Origin of the sequence: Actinoplanes sp. M2I2 (assembly GCF_023544445.1) — a bacterium.
GTDB lineage: Bacteria > Actinomycetota > Actinomycetes > Mycobacteriales > Micromonosporaceae > Actinoplanes.
The window spans coordinates 121968-138343 of the sequence record NZ_JALPVJ010000001.1; the positions used below are offsets into that span (position 1 = coordinate 121968).

The 16376-nt window shown below is 70.1% G+C and carries 17 protein-coding genes and 1 tRNA gene; 9 read left to right on the forward strand and 9 right to left on the reverse strand.

Annotated elements, in window-relative coordinates; genetic code table 11:
* Positions 1-22: 22 nt before the first annotated feature.
* Together HJC40_RS00605 and HJC40_RS00610 are read left to right on the forward strand one after the other, a co-directional pair.
* A complete protein-coding gene (locus tag HJC40_RS00605) occupies positions 23-502 on the forward strand; it encodes a hypothetical protein (RefSeq protein WP_249997613.1) in 480 nt (159 codons plus the stop codon).
* Positions 499-1293 carry a hypothetical protein gene (locus tag HJC40_RS00610; RefSeq protein WP_249997614.1) on the forward strand — a complete coding sequence of 265 codons (795 nt, stop codon included), beginning with the start codon at positions 499-501 and terminating at the stop codon, positions 1291-1293. Before HJC40_RS00605 ends, HJC40_RS00610 begins: the two co-directional genes overlap by 4 nt.
* A 159-nt stretch (positions 1294-1452) precedes the next feature.
* Here HJC40_RS00610 and HJC40_RS00615 read toward each other — a convergent pair whose 3' ends face one another.
* The 3 genes from HJC40_RS00615 to HJC40_RS00625 all read right to left on the reverse strand — a co-directional run bounded on the left by HJC40_RS00615 (position 1453) and on the right by HJC40_RS00625 (position 5223).
* Positions 1453-2106, reverse strand: coding sequence for a hypothetical protein (locus HJC40_RS00615; protein ID WP_249997615.1), 654 nt, complete (start codon positions 2104-2106; stop codon positions 1453-1455).
* A gap of 449 nt (positions 2107-2555) precedes the next feature.
* Entirely contained in the window at positions 2556-3968 is a 1413-nt protein-coding gene (gltX, locus tag HJC40_RS00620; protein ID WP_249997616.1) for a glutamate--tRNA ligase, read from the reverse strand.
* 13 nt (positions 3969-3981) lie between these two features.
* On the reverse strand, positions 3982-5223 hold the full coding sequence (locus HJC40_RS00625) for an MFS transporter (RefSeq protein WP_249997617.1): 1242 nt from the start codon (positions 5221-5223) through the stop codon (positions 3982-3984).
* 205 nt (positions 5224-5428) lie between these two features.
* On the opposite strand from HJC40_RS00625, the gene HJC40_RS00630 reads away from it, so the two are divergent.
* Both HJC40_RS00630 and HJC40_RS00635 read left to right on the forward strand, forming a co-directional pair.
* Entirely contained in the window at positions 5429-5962 is a 534-nt protein-coding gene (locus tag HJC40_RS00630; RefSeq protein ID WP_249997618.1) for a dihydrofolate reductase family protein, read from the forward strand.
* The gene (locus tag HJC40_RS00635; protein WP_249997619.1) at positions 5962-6273 is read left to right on the forward strand and encodes a helix-turn-helix transcriptional regulator; all 312 of its coding nucleotides are present in this window, start codon (positions 5962-5964) and stop codon (positions 6271-6273) included. Before HJC40_RS00630 ends, HJC40_RS00635 begins: the two co-directional genes overlap by 1 nt.
* Positions 6274-6330: 57 nt before the next feature.
* On the opposite strand, the gene aceE is transcribed toward HJC40_RS00635, so the two are convergent.
* Positions 6331-9069 (reverse strand): pyruvate dehydrogenase (acetyl-transferring), homodimeric type, encoded by a 2739-nt coding sequence (gene aceE / locus HJC40_RS00640; protein WP_308200812.1) that lies wholly within the window; start codon positions 9067-9069, stop codon positions 6331-6333.
* A 158-nt stretch (positions 9070-9227) separates the two neighbouring features.
* Positions 9228-9632: a YjbQ family protein gene (locus HJC40_RS00645; protein WP_249997620.1), complete on the reverse strand. Its 405-nt coding sequence runs from the start codon at positions 9630-9632 to the stop codon at positions 9228-9230.
* A gap of 158 nt (positions 9633-9790) precedes the next feature.
* Between HJC40_RS00645 and HJC40_RS00650 the strand changes: the two genes are divergently transcribed.
* The 4 genes from HJC40_RS00650 (at position 9791) to HJC40_RS00665 (ending at position 13169) form a co-directional block, all read left to right on the forward strand.
* Positions 9791-12001 (forward strand): thiamine pyrophosphate-dependent enzyme, encoded by a 2211-nt coding sequence (locus tag HJC40_RS00650; protein ID WP_249998197.1) that lies wholly within the window; start codon positions 9791-9793, stop codon positions 11999-12001.
* A gap of 98 nt (positions 12002-12099) precedes the next feature.
* Complete coding sequence (locus HJC40_RS00655) at positions 12100-12531, forward strand: DUF3052 domain-containing protein (protein ID WP_215795830.1); 432 nt, start codon at positions 12100-12102, stop codon at positions 12529-12531.
* 63 nt (positions 12532-12594) lie between these two features.
* The gene (locus HJC40_RS00660; RefSeq protein ID WP_249997621.1) at positions 12595-13059 is read left to right on the forward strand and encodes a peroxiredoxin; all 465 of its coding nucleotides are present in this window, start codon (positions 12595-12597) and stop codon (positions 13057-13059) included.
* A 38-nt stretch (positions 13060-13097) separates the two neighbouring features.
* Positions 13098-13169: transfer RNA gene (locus HJC40_RS00665), tRNA-Val, on the forward strand.
* 30 nt (positions 13170-13199) lie between these two features.
* On the opposite strand, the gene HJC40_RS00670 is transcribed toward HJC40_RS00665, so the two are convergent.
* From HJC40_RS00670 to HJC40_RS00685, 4 genes are all read right to left on the reverse strand, one after another.
* Positions 13200-13568, reverse strand: a complete 369-nt coding sequence (locus HJC40_RS00670) for a MerR family transcriptional regulator (RefSeq protein ID WP_249997622.1) — start codon at positions 13566-13568, stop codon at positions 13200-13202.
* A 257-nt stretch (positions 13569-13825) separates the two neighbouring features.
* Positions 13826-14260 (reverse strand): hypothetical protein, encoded by a 435-nt coding sequence (locus HJC40_RS00675; RefSeq protein ID WP_249997623.1) that lies wholly within the window; start codon positions 14258-14260, stop codon positions 13826-13828.
* 67 nt (positions 14261-14327) lie between these two features.
* Positions 14328-15134 carry a class I SAM-dependent methyltransferase gene (locus HJC40_RS00680; RefSeq protein WP_249997624.1) on the reverse strand — a complete coding sequence of 269 codons (807 nt, stop codon included), beginning with the start codon at positions 15132-15134 and terminating at the stop codon, positions 14328-14330.
* A gap of 128 nt (positions 15135-15262) precedes the next feature.
* Positions 15263-15874: a hypothetical protein gene (locus tag HJC40_RS00685; RefSeq protein ID WP_249997625.1), complete on the reverse strand. Its 612-nt coding sequence runs from the start codon at positions 15872-15874 to the stop codon at positions 15263-15265.
* A 177-nt stretch (positions 15875-16051) separates the two neighbouring features.
* On the opposite strand from HJC40_RS00685, the gene HJC40_RS00690 reads away from it, so the two are divergent.
* Positions 16052-16360: a hypothetical protein gene (locus tag HJC40_RS00690; RefSeq protein WP_249997626.1), complete on the forward strand. Its 309-nt coding sequence runs from the start codon at positions 16052-16054 to the stop codon at positions 16358-16360.
* Positions 16361-16376: the final 16 nt, after the last annotated feature.

Below are 16376 nucleotides of genomic sequence, written 5' to 3' on the forward strand. Positions count from 1 at the left end.
GTTCGGCACCTATAAAGGGCCTATGTCCGGCGACAACGACACGGCCCTGCGCGAGTTCGTGACCAGCCGCCTGCCTCAGCTGCGCCGCTCGGCCTTTCTCATGTGCGGCGACTGGCGGATGGCCACCGAGCTGACCCGCGCCACCCTGGCCCGCACGGTGGCGGACAGCCGGCGGGGCGTCGTGGCGGACGCGGACGTCTACGCGTACGCGGACCTGATGGAGGCCTGCCGCCGCCGCAACCGCCGCCGCGAGCACGTCTTCGTGGCGTCGCCCGGCGCGGCCGGCGTGGAGGCCGAGTCCATCCTGCTGCTGGACGCGCTGCACAAGCTCACCCCGCGCTGCCGCGCCGTCCTGGTGCTGCGTCACTGGGACGGCTTCGACGTGCCGGCCACCGGGGCGATGCTCGACCTCGACGAGGAGCAGGTGGCCGCCTACGAGAAGGCCGGGCTCGCGGCCCTGGAGAAGCTGCTCGGCGAGTCCGAGGCAGCGATGGCCGGATGAGCGCGCCGCTGAACCGGCTGCTCGAGCACGTGCTCGAGGGGGAGCCGCCGCTGGGCGATGAGGTCGACGCCGTTTTCCGCCGCGCGGCCCGGCTGCGCCGCCGCCGGACCCAGGCGGTGCTTCTGGCCGGCGCCGGGACGGCCGGGCTGATCGTCGTCCTCGGCTACGTGCTGACCGCCACCCTGCTCGACGCGCCACCGGCCACCATCTCGTCCGGCCCCAGCACTCCGGCCGGGGTTGCGGCGGTCCCGCCGCCGCCCGTGCCCAGCGGGGCGTCCGCGCCCGGGCCCGCGCCCGGGCCCGCGTCCGACGGGGTCCTCAAGGTGATCGGGCCGCTGGTCAAGGGGCGGGAGCTGCGCGTCGAGCCCGCGTCGCAGCGCAAGGGCGACGGCTGGCGGGAGTACGGCCTCACCGACGCTCAGGGACGCTCGCGCGGCACGGTCCAGGTCGCGGTCTTCGACGTCCGCCGGAAGTGGTGCTTCCCGGTGGCGGCCGATCCCGAGGCGTGTGCGCGCGCGGACCGGGCGAGCGGGCTGGAGTTCGTCCGCTACGACGACGTGAGCGACCCGGACCGGCAGGTGCGGCAGACCCTCGCCCGCCGGCTCGATGGCGATCGTGTGCTGGCCGTGCAGGTCGCGGGGGAGCCCGGCGTCGGGGCGCGGCGCGGGAAGCCCGGGCTGACCGGAGCCCAGGTCGAGCAGGTGGCGACCGACGAGCGGGTCTTCGACGCCTTCGACGTGGACGAGAACTGCGACGACGGGTGCCCGGCGTTCCGGACACCCGTCAAGTGAGCAGAGCGGCGCGAACCCGGCCGCGGGCCGCCGTGGTCGATCAGGCGCTGTGGTCGATCAGGTGCTGTGGTTGATCAGGTGCTGTGGTTGATCAGGTGCTGTGGTTGATCAGGCGCTGTGGTTGATCAGGCGCTGTGGTCGATCAGGTGCTGTGGTCGATCAGACCCGGCGGCGGATCAGGAACGCGATGCCGGCCAGGCCGACCAGGATGATCATCAGCACGCCGCCGTTGAGCAGGAAGAGCCGCCGCATCTCGCCGAGCACCTCGCTCGCGTCGGCGGGCGCCTCGGCCTGGGCGTCGAGATCCTGCCCGACACCGCCGCCGATGCCGCCGGCCACCACGTCGGGCTTCGCCTTGATCGGCACGCCGCTGACCCGCAACGTCTCCGGCATGGTCAGCCGGCCGTAGAACCAGCCGTCGGCGATCTTCTTGGTGCCGGGCTGCTTGGCCGGGCGGTGCGCCCGCGGGCCACCGGCCGCCATCGGGAAGAGCTCGTAGGTCTGCAGGGCCGACTTGTTGGCGAGCACGGTGATCGTGTATTTCGGCCCGAGCTTGTCGGCCTTGAGCGCCGTGGTCTGCGACCGGGCCGAGGACATCCAGTTGACCTCGCTGAGCAGGCTCCCGAACAGGCGCTTGCTCTCCGCCATGGTGATGACGATCGCCTTGTCGATGTCCTTGCCGACGATCTGGATGGTGTTCGCCTTGGGCGCGGGCTTCGGCGCGGCGGAGGCGGCGTTGGGCGCCAGCCCGATCGCGAGCGCGGCCGTCACCGCGAGCACCCCGGCCGCCGACACCAACCGCGTCAGCGCCACCCGGGCGCGCGAACCGTGATCAGTCGAACCGTGACCAGTCGAACCGTGACCAGTCGAACCGTGACCCGACAAACCGTGATCAGGCGAACCGTGACCCGGCGTCCCCCGACCCAATACCCCTCGAACCATCGTCCGGCCTCCCCGCCCCGTGGTGGACATGGCTTCGCGCACCATTGGCCACTCCCGCGACAGTCCGTCGTGGAGCGACCGAGGCCTTCAGCCTTCCCGAGCGGACGCCCGGGCGCATCTCAGGCCGGACGAATTGCTGCCATCCGGTGGATGACGTTCGACACTACGAGGGCCGTTGATCAGCGGGCCGAATAGTACCTACTGCCCGCAAGGGATGGGGGCCCGGTCACCCGCTCAGCGGATTTCACCACCGTTACGACGGCGGACGAATGGCGGACCGGGCCACCTATGCGATAAACAGGGACGTTTCAGGCGAAGTTTCAGGCCGTGAGGCGGGCTCGCGCGGCCCGCAGCCGGGCCAGCGTGCGCTCGCGCCCGAGCACCTCGACCGACTCGAAGAGCGGCAGCCCGACCGAGCGGCCGGTCACCGCGACGCGTACAGGCGCCTGGGTCTTGCCCAGCTTGAGCTCGCGAGCCAGGCCCACGGCCTCGAGCGCGCCCTTGAGCGGCTCGGCCGCCCACTCCTCGAGCGCCTCGAATGCGGTCACCGTGGCGTCCAGGATGTCGCCGGCGCCCTCCTTCATGGCCTTGGCCCACGACGCCTCGTCGAAGGCCGGCTCGTCCAGGAAGAAGAAGTCGACGTACTCCACGATCTCGGCCAGCACCGCGATGCGGGTCTGGGCCAGCGGCGCGACGGCGGTGAAGACGTCCACGTCGAAGGCGGCCGGGCTCCACGGCGGGGACGGGATCGTGTCGGTGCCGCTCAGCCACGGCGTGCAGAGCTGGATGAACTCCTCGACCGAGAGCGCGCGGATGTAGTCGCCGTTGAAGGCCCGCAACTTCTTGATGTCGAAGAAGGCGGACGCGTGGTTGACGTCCTCGAGCCGGTACTCGTCCTCGATGACCTGCCACGGGACGATCTCGCGGTCGTCGCTGGGCGCCCAGCCGAGCAGCATCAGGTAGTTCTTCATCGCGGCGGCCAGGTAGCCCTCGTCGCGGTAGCTCTCCAGGGCCACCTTGTCGCGGCGCTTGGACAGCTTCTGCCGTTTCTCGTTGACGATGACCGGCACGTGGGCCCAGATCGGCGGGGTGTGGCCCAGCGCCTCCCACAGCAGCTGCTGCTTGGGCGTGTTGGGCAGGTGCTCCTCGGCCCGGATCACGTGGTTGATGCCCATGGTCATGTCGTCGACGACGTTGGCCAGCAGGAACAGCGGGGAGCCGTCGCTGCGGGCGATGACGAAGTCCTCGATCAGCTTGTTCTCGAAGGCGGGCTTGCCGCGCACCAGGTCGACCACCACGGTCTCGCCCTCGTCGGGCGTGCGGAAGCGCAGCGCGTGGCCCTCGCCCGGCCCGAGCGCCCGGTCACGGCAGAAGCCGTCGTAGCCGGTGTGCTGGTTGCCGGTGCGGGCGATGACGTCCTCACGCTTGCAGTCGCAGTAGTAGGCCTTGCCCTCGCCGTAGAGCCGGGTGGCCGCGGCGATGTGGTCCTGCGCGTAGGACGACTGGTAGTACGGCCCCTCGTACGACCCTCGTTCGATGCCGATCCAGTCGAGCGCCGAGAGGATGCCCTCGGTCCACTCGGGACGGTTGCGGGCGGCGTCGGTGTCCTCGATGCGCAGCACGAAGACGCCGTCATGCTGCTTGGCGTAGATCCAGTTCTGCAGCGCCGTACGGGCGCCGCCGACGTGGAACATGCCGGTCGGGGAGGGGGCGAAGCGTACTCGAACAGTCACCCGCTAAGGGTACCTACGCCACTGAGCGGATTTTCATCACCGCTACCGCACCCGCCAGGGTGACGACGCCGGTGAGCCCGAACAGCGCCGGATAGCCGCCCAGGTGGGTGACGATCGGGGCGGCGAGCAGGGGGCCGAGCGCCTGGGGGGCGGCGCTCGCGATGTTGACCACGCCCAGATCGCGGGCCCGGTCGCCCTCCGACGGGAGCACCTGGGTGATCAGGGCGGTGTCGACGGCCAGATAGACCCCGTAGCCGGCCCCGAACAGCAGCGAGGCGACGATCGAGACGGGCCAGGTCGGCCAGATCGCCAGCAGGGTGGCGGCGATCGTGATCAGCACGCCCGACCAGACCACGAAGATCTTGCGGCGGCCGAGGCGGTCGGAGAGCCAGCCGCCCAGCATCGCCGTGCCGATCATGCCCACCGTGTAGAGCAGGATCATGTACAGCAGGCCGGTGTCGGGGTCCTCGAGCTTGACCGCGTCGGTGAGGAAGTAGAGCAGGTAGAGCGTGCCGAGCGCGTTCCCCAGCTGCACCAGGAAGCGGGTGCCCCAGGCCCAGAGATAGTCGGGCTTGCCCCGCAGGTCGATCTTCCACCGGACCTTGACCTTGTGGTCGCCCGGGAGCGGGTCGTCCTGCGTGAGCAGGGCGAACGGGGTGGTCAGCACGACCAGGCCCAGCCCCAGGGCGATGTACCCGGTGCCGATGTCCGTGAAGACGGCCGTGACCAGGATGGCTCCGATCACCAGGCCCAGCGCCTGTGGCATGCCGATCCAGCCCGAGACCAGGCCGCGCTGCGCGACCGGGACCCGGTCGGGCACCGCCGCGGTCAGCGACGCGAGCATCGTGTTGATGCCGATCGTCACGAAACACCAGGCCAGCGTCACGGTCAGCAGGTTCGGCGCCTCGGCCAGCACGGCGATGGCCAGCACCGAGATGATGCAGCCGCCCAGGGTCCAGACGTGCCGCCGGCCGTACGGGCGGCCGAACAGCTTGAGGCGGGTGCGGTCGGAGAGGGCCCCGGCGAGCGGGTTGACCACGATGGCGACGATCGCGCCGATGCCCGTGACCACGCCCAGCCAGAGCTCTTTGTTGTCCGGGGCGATGTCGGCGACCTGCATCGGCAGCAGGATCTGGATCGGCGTGAAGTAGGCCATCCAGAGACCGAGGTTGGCCGCGAAGAGCAGGCCGATCCAGGAGCGGCGTACCGGCTCGACCGGGGTGGCGAGGACCGGAACTCCGTGCGCGACGGCCATCCGGCCTCCTCGAAAGGTGAAATTTCCTCGGAGATTAGAGGATCACAGACCCCTCGGGAAGGCCTGCGGCCACCCACTTCGGCAGCTTACGGATAAGGGGGACGAGTGGTCCAGACCCTGTGTCATTTGACCGGTGCTGTGGGTAGCGGTAATTTACCGAACGGCTAATTAACCGGCGAGTAAAACAACCAGCTAGGGGTCAGGCATGGGGAAAATCATCGCGGTGGAGTACGTGACCCTCGACGGGGTCTTCGAGGAGCCGGGCTGGAGCGGGCCGTACTTCAACGACGAGCTCGGCGCCTGGCAGGACGCGAATCTGCGGGAGGCCGACGCGCTGCTGCTCGGCCGTAAGACGTACGAGGGCTTCAAGGCGGCCTGGCCGCAGATGGAGGCCGAGACCGGGCACTTCGGCGTCAAGATGAACTCGATGCCCAAGCACGTGGCCACCACCACGCTCACCGAGCCGGAGTGGAACGCGACCTTCCTGCGGGGCGAGGTCGCCGACGCCGTCCGAGAGCTCAAGGCCGGCCCGGCTTCGCTGCTCATCAACGGCAGCGCCGACCTGGTCAACTATCTGACCCGGCACAACCTGATCGACGAGTACCGCATCATGATCTTCCCCGTCGTGCAGGGCGAGGGTCGCAAGCTCTGGGCCGACGGCACCAAGATCGCGCTGTCGCTCACCGGCACCTGGCAGACCACGACCGGCGTCGACGTGGTCACCTACGTCCCGGCCTGATGAGCGAGGTGGCCGCCGATCGGCTGAGTGCCGTCTTCGCGGCGCTGGCGGATCCCACGCGCCGGGCCGTCCTGGCCCGGCTCGCCGAGGGGCCGGCCACGGTCAACGAGATCGCCGAGCCGTTCGCCATGACCCTGCCGGCGGTCTCCAAGCACCTCAAGGTGCTGGAACGAGCCGGTCTGATCTCGCGGGGGCGGCAGGCGCAGTGGCGGCCGTGCCGGCTCGAGGCCGAGCCGCTGCGGGCCGCCGACGAGTGGATGAGCCGCTACCGGGTGTTCTGGGAGGGCGCCGACGCGGCCGGCCCGGGCTGAGACGGCAAGGCCGGACCCGCCCCGAGGGGCGGATCCGGCGTTGGTGTCCCGTTCAGCTCAGCTGTCGCCGCCGGTCTCGCCGACCGGAGCCGCGTTCACGTCGTCGATCGCGTACTTCTTGGCCGCCTCGGCCGGCACGTGCGACGGCACCTTGCCGCGCAGGGCCAGCTGACGCAGCGTGGCCACGACCACCGACTCGGCATCCACGTTGAAGTGGCGCCGCAGCGCGTGCCGGGTGTCGCTCATGCCGAAGCCGTCGGTGCCCAGCGACGTGTAGTCGTTCGGCACCCACCGCGAGATCAGGTCGGGCACCGCGCGCATGAAGTCGCTGACCGCGATGACCGGGCCCTCGGTGCCCTCGAGCTTCGTCTGGATGTACGGCTTGCGGGGCTCGTCGCCGACGTGGAGCAGGTTGTGCTCCTCGGCCTCGACCGCGTCGCGGCGCAGCTCGGTCCACGAGGTGACCGACCAGACGTCCGCGCTGACCCCCCAGTCCTGGGCGAGCAGGTTCTGGGCCTTGAGCGCCCAGGCCAGGCCGGTGCCGGAGGCCAGCAGCTGCGCCTTCGGGCCGGTGCTCTCGGCGGCCGGCGCGTACCGGTAGATGCCCTTGAGCAGGCCCTCCACGTCGAGGTCAGCCGGCTCGGCGGGCTGCACGGCCGGCTCGTTGTAGACGGTGAGGTAGTAGAAGATGTTCTCCTGCTTCTCGCCGTACATGCGGTGCAGGCCGTCCTCGACGATGTGCGCGATCTCGAACGCGAACGCCGGGTCGTAGGCCACCACGGCCGGGTTCGTCGCCGCGATGAGCAGCGAGTGACCGTCCTCGTGCTGCAGGCCCTCACCGTTGAGCGTGGTCCGCCCGGCGGTGGCCCCCAGCAGGAAGCCGCGGGTCATCTGGTCGGCCGCGGCCCACAGCTCGTCGGCCGTGCGCTGGAACCCGAACATCGAGTAGAAGATGTAGAGCGGGATCATCGGCTCGTCGTGGGTGGCGTACGACGTGCCGGCGGCGATGAAGCTCGCGGTCGACCCGGCCTCGTTGATCCCCTCGTGCAGGATCTGGCCGTTGGTCGCCTCCTTGTACGACAGGAAGAGCTCGCGGTCGACCGACGTGTAGGTCTGGCCGTGCGGCGAGTAGATCTTCTTGGTCGGGAAGAGCGAGTCCATGCCGAACGTGCGGGCCTCGTCCGGGATGATCGGCACCCACCGGGCGCCGAACTCCTTGTCCTTCATGAGGTCCTTGAGCAGCCGGACGAACGCCATCGTGGTGGCGATCTTCTGCTTGCCGCTGCCCCGCTTGACGTCGCCGAACGCCTTCGAGTCCGGGATCTTCAGCGACTTGGCCGTGGTGCGCCGCGACGGGATGGACCCGCCCAGCTCCCGGCGCCGCTCGAGCATGTACTGCATCTCGTCGGACTTCTCGCCGGGGTGGAAGTACGGCGGGAGGTACGGGTTGTCCTCGAGCTGCTTGTCGCTGATGTCCAGGTAGAGCCGATCGCGGAAGCCCTTGAGGTCGTCCAGCGTCAGCTTCTTCATCTGGTGGGTGGCGTTGCGGGCCTCGAAGTGCGAGCCCAGCGTCCAGCCCTTGATCGTGTGCGCGAGGATCACGGTCGGCTGGCCGGTGTGCTCGGTGGCCGCCTTGTACGCCGCGTACAGCTTCTTGTAGTCGTGGCCGCCGCGCTTGAGGTTCCAGACCTCGTCGTCGGACATGCCCTCGACCAGCTTGCGGGTGCGCGGGTCCCGGCCGAAGAAGTTCTCCCGCACGTACGCGCCGGACTCGCCCTTGTAGGTCTGGAAGTCGCCGTCGGGCGTGACGTTCATGAGGTTGACCAGCGCACCGTCGGTGTCGGCGGCCAGCAGCGGGTCCCACTCCCGGCCCCAGACGACCTTGATGACGTTCCAGCCCGCACCGCGGAAGAACGACTCGAGCTCCTGGATGACCTTGCCGTTGCCGCGCACCGGGCCGTCGAGCCGCTGCAGGTTGCAGTTGATGACGAAGGTGAGGTTGTCGAGCTCCTCGCGGGCGGCCAGGCCGATCGCGCCGAGCGACTCGACCTCGTCCATCTCGCCGTCGCCCAGGAACGCCCAGACGTGCTGCTGGCTGGTGTCCTTGATGCCGCGGTTCTGCAGGTAGCGGTTGTAGCGCGCCTGGTAGATCGCGTTCAGCGGGCCGAGGCCCATGCTGACCGTGGGGAACTCCCAGAAATTGGGCATCAGCCGCGGGTGCGGGTACGACGGCAGGCTGTTCGGGGCGTGGGACAGCTCTTGGCGGAAACCGTCGAGCTGGTCGGTGGTGAGCCGGCCCTCGAGGTAAGCCCGCGCGTACATGCCCGGGGAGGCGTGACCCTGATAGAAGATGTGGTCGCCACCGCCCGGGTGGTCCTTGCCCCGGAAGAAGTGGTTCATGCCGACCTCGTAGAGGCTGGCGCTCGACGCGTACGTCGAGATGTGGCCGCCCACGCCGATCTCGGGCCGCTGGGCACGGTGCACCAGCATGGCCGCGTTCCACCGGATGTACGCCCGGATGCGCCGCTCCACGAACTCGTCGCCGGGGAACCAGGGTTCCTGCTCGGGCGGGATCGTGTTGATGTAGTCCGTGGAGGTCAGGGGCGGAACGCCGACCTGTCGCTCCCGGGCCCGTTCGAGCAGGCGCAACATAACGTAACGGGCTCTCTTGACGCCGCGTTCGTCGATGACTCCGTCGAGCGACTCGACCCACTCATTGGTTTCTTCGGGGTCGATGTCCGGAAGCTGGCTCGGCAGGCCGTCACTGATCACCGGGCGCTTGCGCTCCGTGGCCACAGGCATTCCTCTTGGTCGGGTGTCGGAACCGAGCGGCCCATTGTGTGAGTCGCGCGGGTGTAACTCCATCCTGCCCCTTCGCCGTGCGCATCGTCACGCCTACCGTGCGGGCGGCGATCCGGGACACATCGGTTACCGATGAGTAACTATTCGGTGACTCAACCGGGCAGAAAGCTGAACCGTACCTGGCGCTCCGGGTTGTCGCCGTTGGTGTCCACCAGGCAGACCGACTGCCAGGTGCCCAGGGCCATCCGGCCGCCGATCACCGGCACCGACGCGTACGGCGGGATCCAGGCCGGCAGCACGTGATCACGGCCGTGTCCCCGGGAGCCGTGCCGGTGCCGCCAGCGGTCCTCGGCCGGCAGCAGCTGGTCGATCGCGGCCAGCAGATCGTCGTCCGAACCGGCGCCGGTCTCGATGATCGCCAGACCGGCCGTCGCGTGCGGCACGAAGATGTGCAGCAGCCCGTCCCCTTCGGACTCGACGAACCGTTCGGCCTCACGGGTGATGTCCCGCACCACGGGACGCGACCCGGTCCGAACCGTGATCACTTCGGTACGCATGGCCCGAGTCTGCCAGCTTGCCCGGCGAGCCTTCGCAGGTCCCGGCACGTGTGGCCGGGCACGAGGCGATTTGCGGCGTGGCGGGGCGCGCACGGGTGGGCAATGCTGGTCCGGTGACCACCCCGCAGAACCTCGATGAGCGCTTCCGCAATGCGGTCATGGGACTCCGCCGGTCCGAGCCGACCCAGGCCGCTCCGGACGGCCGCCGGCCGCCCGGCGATGCCGTCCGCGACGGTTCCACCCTGACCGGCGCCCGCGCCCTCGAGTTGTTCGACGCCCAGCTCGCCAGCCGCCACCTCGACCTCGCCGCCCGCTGGCTGCGCAGCTTCAACGAGGGCTTCTACACCATCGGATCGTCCGGTCACGAGGGCAACGCGGCCGTGGCCGCCGCGCTGCTGCCGACCGACCCGGCTCTGCTGCACTACCGGTCGGCCGCGTTCTTCTGCGCCCGGGCCAAGAGCTTGACCGACGCCGCGCGGGACGTGCTGCGCGGCGTCGTCGCGTCCTCCCGCGACCCGATCGCCGGCGGCCGGCACAAGGTCTTCGGCAGCGCCGACCTCAACATCGTCCCGACCACCTCCACCGTGGCGTCCCACCTGCCCCGGGCCGTCGGGCTCGCGTACTCGCTGTCCCGGGCGCTCCCGGACAGCCGGTGGACGCGCGACGCGATCGCCGTGGCCTCGTTCGGCGACGCCTCGGCCAACCACGCCGCGGCCACCGCGGCGCTCAACTCGGCCGGGTGGTTCGACCACTCCGGCGTACGGCTGCCCCTGCTCCTGATCTGCGAGGACAACGGCCTGGGCATCAGCGTCCCCACGCCCGACGGGTGGATGGCGGCCATGCTGGGGTCGCGCCCAGGGCTGCGCTACACAGCGGCCGACGGCTGTGATCTGGCGGCCACCTACGACGCCGCGACCGAGGCCGTGGGTTACGTGCGCCGTGAGCGCCGACCCGCCGTGCTGCACCTGTCGACCGTACGACTCATGGGACACGCCGGAGCCGACGCCGAGGTCGCCTACCGCACCACCGACGAGATCAACCGCGACCTGGAGCGCGACCCGCTGATCGGCACGGCCCGGCTGCTGGTCGAGGCCGGCCTGCTCGGGCCCGACGAGGTGATCACCCGCTACGACGAGGTCGGCTGGCAGGTGCGCAAGGTGGCCGAGGAGGTGCTGGGCGAACCCAAGCTGGCCGGAGTGGCCGAGATCGTCGCGCCGCTCGCCCCGCGCCGCCCCCTGCGCGCGGCCCACGAGATCACCGAGGTGGCCTCGCGCGCCCTCGGTCCCGGCGCCGCGGCCCGCTCCCGGGCGTTCGGCGGCAAACTGCCCGAGCAGTCCGGCCCGCTCACGCTCGCCCAGACCATCAACGCGACGCTGACCGACGCTCTGGCCTACCACCCCGGCGTCCTGGTCTTCGGGGAGGACGTGGGGCGCAAGGGCGGCGTCTACGGGGTCACCAAGCACCTGCAGGAGCGGTTCGGCGACGATCGGGTCTTCGACACCCTGCTCGACGAGACGACGATCCTTGGGCTGGCCCTCGGCGCCGGGCTCGACGGGCAGCTCCCGGTGCCCGAGATCCAGTATCTGGCCTACCTGCACAACGCCGAGGACCAGCTGCGCGGCGAGGCGGCCACCATGTCGTTCTTCTCGTCCGGGGCCTACCGCAACCCGATGGTCGTGCGGGTCGCCGGGCTCGCCTACCAGCAGTCCTTCGGCGGGCACTTCCACAACGACAACTCGGTCGCCGTGCTGCGCGACATCCCCGGCCTGGTGCTGGCCGTGCCCAGCCGGCCCGGCGACGCGGCCCCCATGCTGCGGTCCTGCCTGGCCTCGGCGGCCTCGGACGGCACCGTCTGCGTCTTCCTCGAGCCGATCGCGCTCTACCACACCCGCGACCTCTACGAGCAGGGCGACAACGAGTGGCTGGCGCCCTACGCCGGCCCGGCCGCGTGGGCCACCGAGCACGTGCCGATCGGCCGGGCCCGCACCTACCCGGTCGGCGACGCGGCGGACCTGACCATCATCACGTACGGCAACGGGCTGCGCATGTCGCTGCGTGTGGCCGCCCGTCTGGCCGAGCAGGGTTACGGATCCCGAGTGGTGGACCTCCGCTGGTTGAGTCCGCTACCGGTCAACGATCTGGTCCGCGAAGCCGCCGCCACCGGCCGCGTGCTGATCGTCGACGAGACCCGCCGATCGGGCGGCGTGGGCGAGGGAGTTCTGGCCGCCCTGGTCGATGGCGGTTTCGTCGGCGCCGCTCGCCGTATCGCATCGGCCGATTCACTGATTCCGCTGGGTCCGGCAGCACAGCATGTGCTGGTAGGGGAGGATGCCATCACACAGGGTGCCCACGCCCTGCTGGCGCGGTAAATTGCCACACACTCGGTGCGCCACTTGCGCTGGGGCCCGGGAGTGTGTGGACTACCCCCAGGTTTACCTTGGAATTGACAGCTAGGAGGACTTCGACAGTGAGCGCGACCGCTGGTCAGGCCGACGGCGTACGCAGCCTGGCGGACCGGTTCGGCTTCGAGCCGAACATGGTGGTCATGGAGATGGGCTACGACGACGATGTCGACGAGGACCTCCGTGACGCCCTGACCGAACGTGTCGGCGAGTTGGTCGACGAAGACACCGACGAGGTCGTCGATGCGGTGCTGTTGTGGTACCGCGACGGTGACGGTGATCTTTTCGAGATTCTCACCGATGCCCTGGGCCCCCTCGCCGACAACGGCGTGGTGTGGCTGCTGACCCCGAAAGCGGGCCGGGACAACCACGTCGAACCGAGCGAGATCAGCGAGTCGGCCCCCACGGCCGGTCTGCAGCAGACCTCGACGGTCAACGCGGGCAAGGACTGGACCGGCGCCCGGTTGGTCTCCCCCAGGGGCAACAAGAAGAAGTAGCTCGCTGCCCTTCCACCTGCGGTCGGCGTCCAACGGGACGCCGGCCTGGCTAAGGTTGTGCCCATGCCACTCGCCGTCGGCGTCGTCGCGCCGGAGTTCGCGCTGAAAGACCAGAACAACCAGCTCGTCAGCCTCGGTGACTTCCGCGGTCGCAAGGCGGTGCTGCTGGTCTTCTACCCGTTCACCTTCACCGGCACCTGCCAGGGCGAGCTGGCCGGCATCCGCGACAACCTGCCCGACTACCAGAACGAGTCGGTGCAGGTCCTGGCGGTCAGCGTCGACTCCGTCTACGCCCACAAGGTCTGGGCGATGCAGGAAGGCTTCGACTTCCCCCTCCTGGCCGACTTCTGGCCGCACGGCGCAGTGGCCCAGGAGTACGACGTCTTCCACACCGGCGGCGGCATGGCCAACCGAGGCACGTACCTCATCGACCGCGACGGCGTGATCCGCTTCGCCGAGATGCGCGGCCCCGGCGAGCCCCGGGACCAGAAAGCCTGGCTGGCCGCCCTGACCGACCTGCCCGGCTGAGTTTGGGTAGGATGACCACTCCGGCCGCATGCCGTGCCGGGCGCGTAGCTCAGTGGGAGAGCACTCGCCTTACAAGCGAGGGGTCGTAGGTTCGAAACCTACCGCGCCCACCCGTGTGTTCAGCAGCTCCCGCCTCTGGTTCAGCAGGTAGCGGTACCCATTCGGTGCTCCCGATTCATGGCGATCAGGCCGTCGAGGGTGTCGCGGGTTTCGGTGAGATCGGCGATGTGTGCGGTCAAGCGGTCGCGTTCCTGCATCATCCGCTCGAAAGCAAGGTCGGAGTTCTCGTCGGTCGGTGTCTGCACGCAGGGCAGAAGCTCGAGGATCGTGCGGCTGGACAGTCCGGCGGCGTACAGCGACTGGATGAGCGCCACCCGTCCCACCTCGTTCTCGGTGTAGTGGCGCTGCCCGCTGGCGCTGCGGGCGCTGTACAGCAGGCCCTGTTCCTCGTAGTAGCGCACAGCGCGCACGCTCACCCCGGTGCGTGCCGCCAGGTCTCCGATCCGCATGGTCCCCTCCTCCGGCCGACAGGCCGTTCCATCCGCGACGCCGACATCTGACGTCAACGTCAGTGTTCCAGCGTAGCCGCACGCCCGGCGGGCAGACGGGACCGCTCAAGTCGGCACTCCGGCTGTACGGGTGCTTTGCTCCGGTGGGCTACGGCTCGCAGTGGTTTGGGTGCAGCTTGGTCTCGGCACTTCGGCGACGTCGGCTTCGTCGTGACGTCTCGCGCGTCGAGCGCCGGAGTCGGACGGCTGGGTGACGATTACACCGCTGGAGGTGTGAGAGTGGGTTTCGCGGCCGGGGTCGAGGCTCGGATCACCTGGCTGCGTTGGAAGGCGAAGTCGAGCGTCAGCGCGGCGTAGACGGCGACCATCGTGTAGATGGCGGCCTTGCCCGCGGGCGGTGTGTTGGTTTCGATCATCGTGTCCACGAGCATGAGGGCGGTCACGACGGTCAGGATGCCGACGTTGGCGGTGTCGGTGCGCGACCAGGTGGCGCCCGGGCGGTTGAGGCCTCGTAGGGCCTGCTCGCGCAGGTGCTGCACCAGGAAGGCGAGGGCGACTGCTCCGAAGAACATCCAGAGCCAGCCCCAGTGGTCGCCGTCGGCCACGTCGGCGACTCCGTCGGTCAGCAGGTTGGCGCCGAGGTAGCCGGCCGGGATGGTGCGGAAGAAGCTCGGACCGGCGGAAAGATTCACATCGTCAGTATCGGGGACGCTGTTGAGGTGAGGGGGGCCGTCGGGGGGCGACTGCCGCGGTGGCTCGTCACGGCTGCTGTGCCGGTTTCCGGGCCTGGTAGAGCCAGGCGTACCGGCGCAGGACCAGCGGGCCGCGCGGGGTGAGGTCGTCGATCAGCCGGCGCCGGAAGTCGGCGCGGCGAGCGGGGGGCAGGTCGTCGAAGAACTTGCGGGTGCCGTGGGTCTGGAACCACTGCCAGAACGTCTCGGCGTCGGCCACGGGCAGCTCCAGCCTCAGATCTGTTTCCCGAATCTGCTCGAAACCGGCGGCGGTGAGCGTCTCGATCTCGTCGAAGGGTGCGCCCATGCTGCCTTGTGGTGGCAGGTACGAGGCGAACTCGGCGAACAGCGCGTTGGCCCCGTCGGCGAACTTGAAACCTTCGGGTACGCGGCCCGGGGTGGTGAAGGCGAACAGGCCACCGGGGCGGAGGACCCGTCGCACTTCCCGGCTGACGGCCTCGGCATCGTCCAGGATGTGCATCGTCAGCCCGGCGGTGACCACGTCGAACGAGTCGTCGGGGAAGTCGAGGCCGGCCGCGTCCATCAGCCGCACGTCGAGGCCGGGCTGCTCGTCCCGCAGCCGCGCCACCATGGCGGGGGCGGCGTCCGTCGCGGTCACTTCGAAACCGCGCGCCCGCGCCGGAACGGCGATCGCTCCGCGGCCGGCTCCGATGTCGAGCAGACGGCTTCCCGGCTTCGGGGCGGGCAGACGGCTTCCCGGCTTCGGGGCGGGCAGACGTCCGGCGACCAGCCGCCCGAAGCCGGCGAAGAACGGCAACACGTCGTCGTAGCGCCCGGCGACACGGTCGAACAACTCGACCACGGATTCCGTCACGTCCGGATCCTCACCGTCCGGCAAACCCTGCGGCAAGGCAATTAGGCCCGCGTACGGCGTTCCGGCTGCGCTTGGGAGCCGCGCCCGACCCCGCGGAGCAGGTGGACAGCTTTGGCGCGAGGAACGGCTCAGCCGGCCCCGCCGCCGCAGCCGGGACCGCCGCCGCCGGGGGAGGAGTAGTCAGGTGGGGGCGGCCCGAACGGGTTGCGGCCCCGGACCGGGCGGCCGGCGCCTTGCAGGTGTTGCAGGCAGAGGGCGCCGGGCACGTCGTAACAGGTGCCCCGGCCCCCGCAGTCGGCCAGGTAGCGCCGGCCGCCGGGGAACTTCAGTTGCTGGTCGATGCGGAACAGCAACGGCAGCGCGGTGGGACCACCCGGCTCGTCCTGCCGGGCCAGCCGGTGCGTCTCGGCCAGCGCTCCGAAATCGACACCCGGCGGCGAGGCGGCATCGGCCGGTGGCGGCGGGAACCGGCGGCCGAAGGCCTGCTTGCTGAAGGCGGCGTAATCGGTCTGCAGGGCCACCCCGCGCCACAGGGCGTACGCCGCCGACGACGGCATGGTCAGCTTGGCCCGGGGATGACGGGCGGCCAGGCGGAACCACTGCCGGGTCGCGGACTCGACCTGATCGAGATCGGCCTGGGCCAGTTTGTCGTGCTCGGCCGCGAAGCGCTGGCGCACGATCGCGGGAGCGCGGTAGGCGTCGATCGCGGCGAGTCGGTGGTCGGTGCGTCGCCAGCTCATCGTCCGACCGTGCCGCGCACCCACGGCAAGGGTCATCGGTCGTTCGTCTCCCGATGGTGTCGGATCACGGACCGAATGCCGCTTCACCAGCGGCGATGCTGCCACCCTGGCCACCACACGAACGCCGGCGCCGCCGGGGAGCACGCCCACGTCAAGCACTGCCGGAGAGGGTGCCGGATGGCCGAGATCTCGCCGGATCTGTTCCGGCGCTGGTATCGCTCCTTCGAGGAGGACACCGACGACCAGGCCGTCTACCGGCCCGCCGACTTCCCGTTCCCGCCCAGCCGGGCGCCGCGACCGGGTTTCGAGCTGCGGCCGGGTGGCGCCTATGTCGAGTACGCCGCCGGGCCGGTCGACGGAGCCGTCGCGAGCCCGGGCCGCTGGGAGCCGGGGGAGGGCGACGCCGTCCGCGTGCGGGCCGGCGCGGCGTCCCGCCTGCTGCACATCGTCGCCCACGACGACCAGGTGCTGAGGATCCGCCGTTAGCTGGCGCCGACAGCGG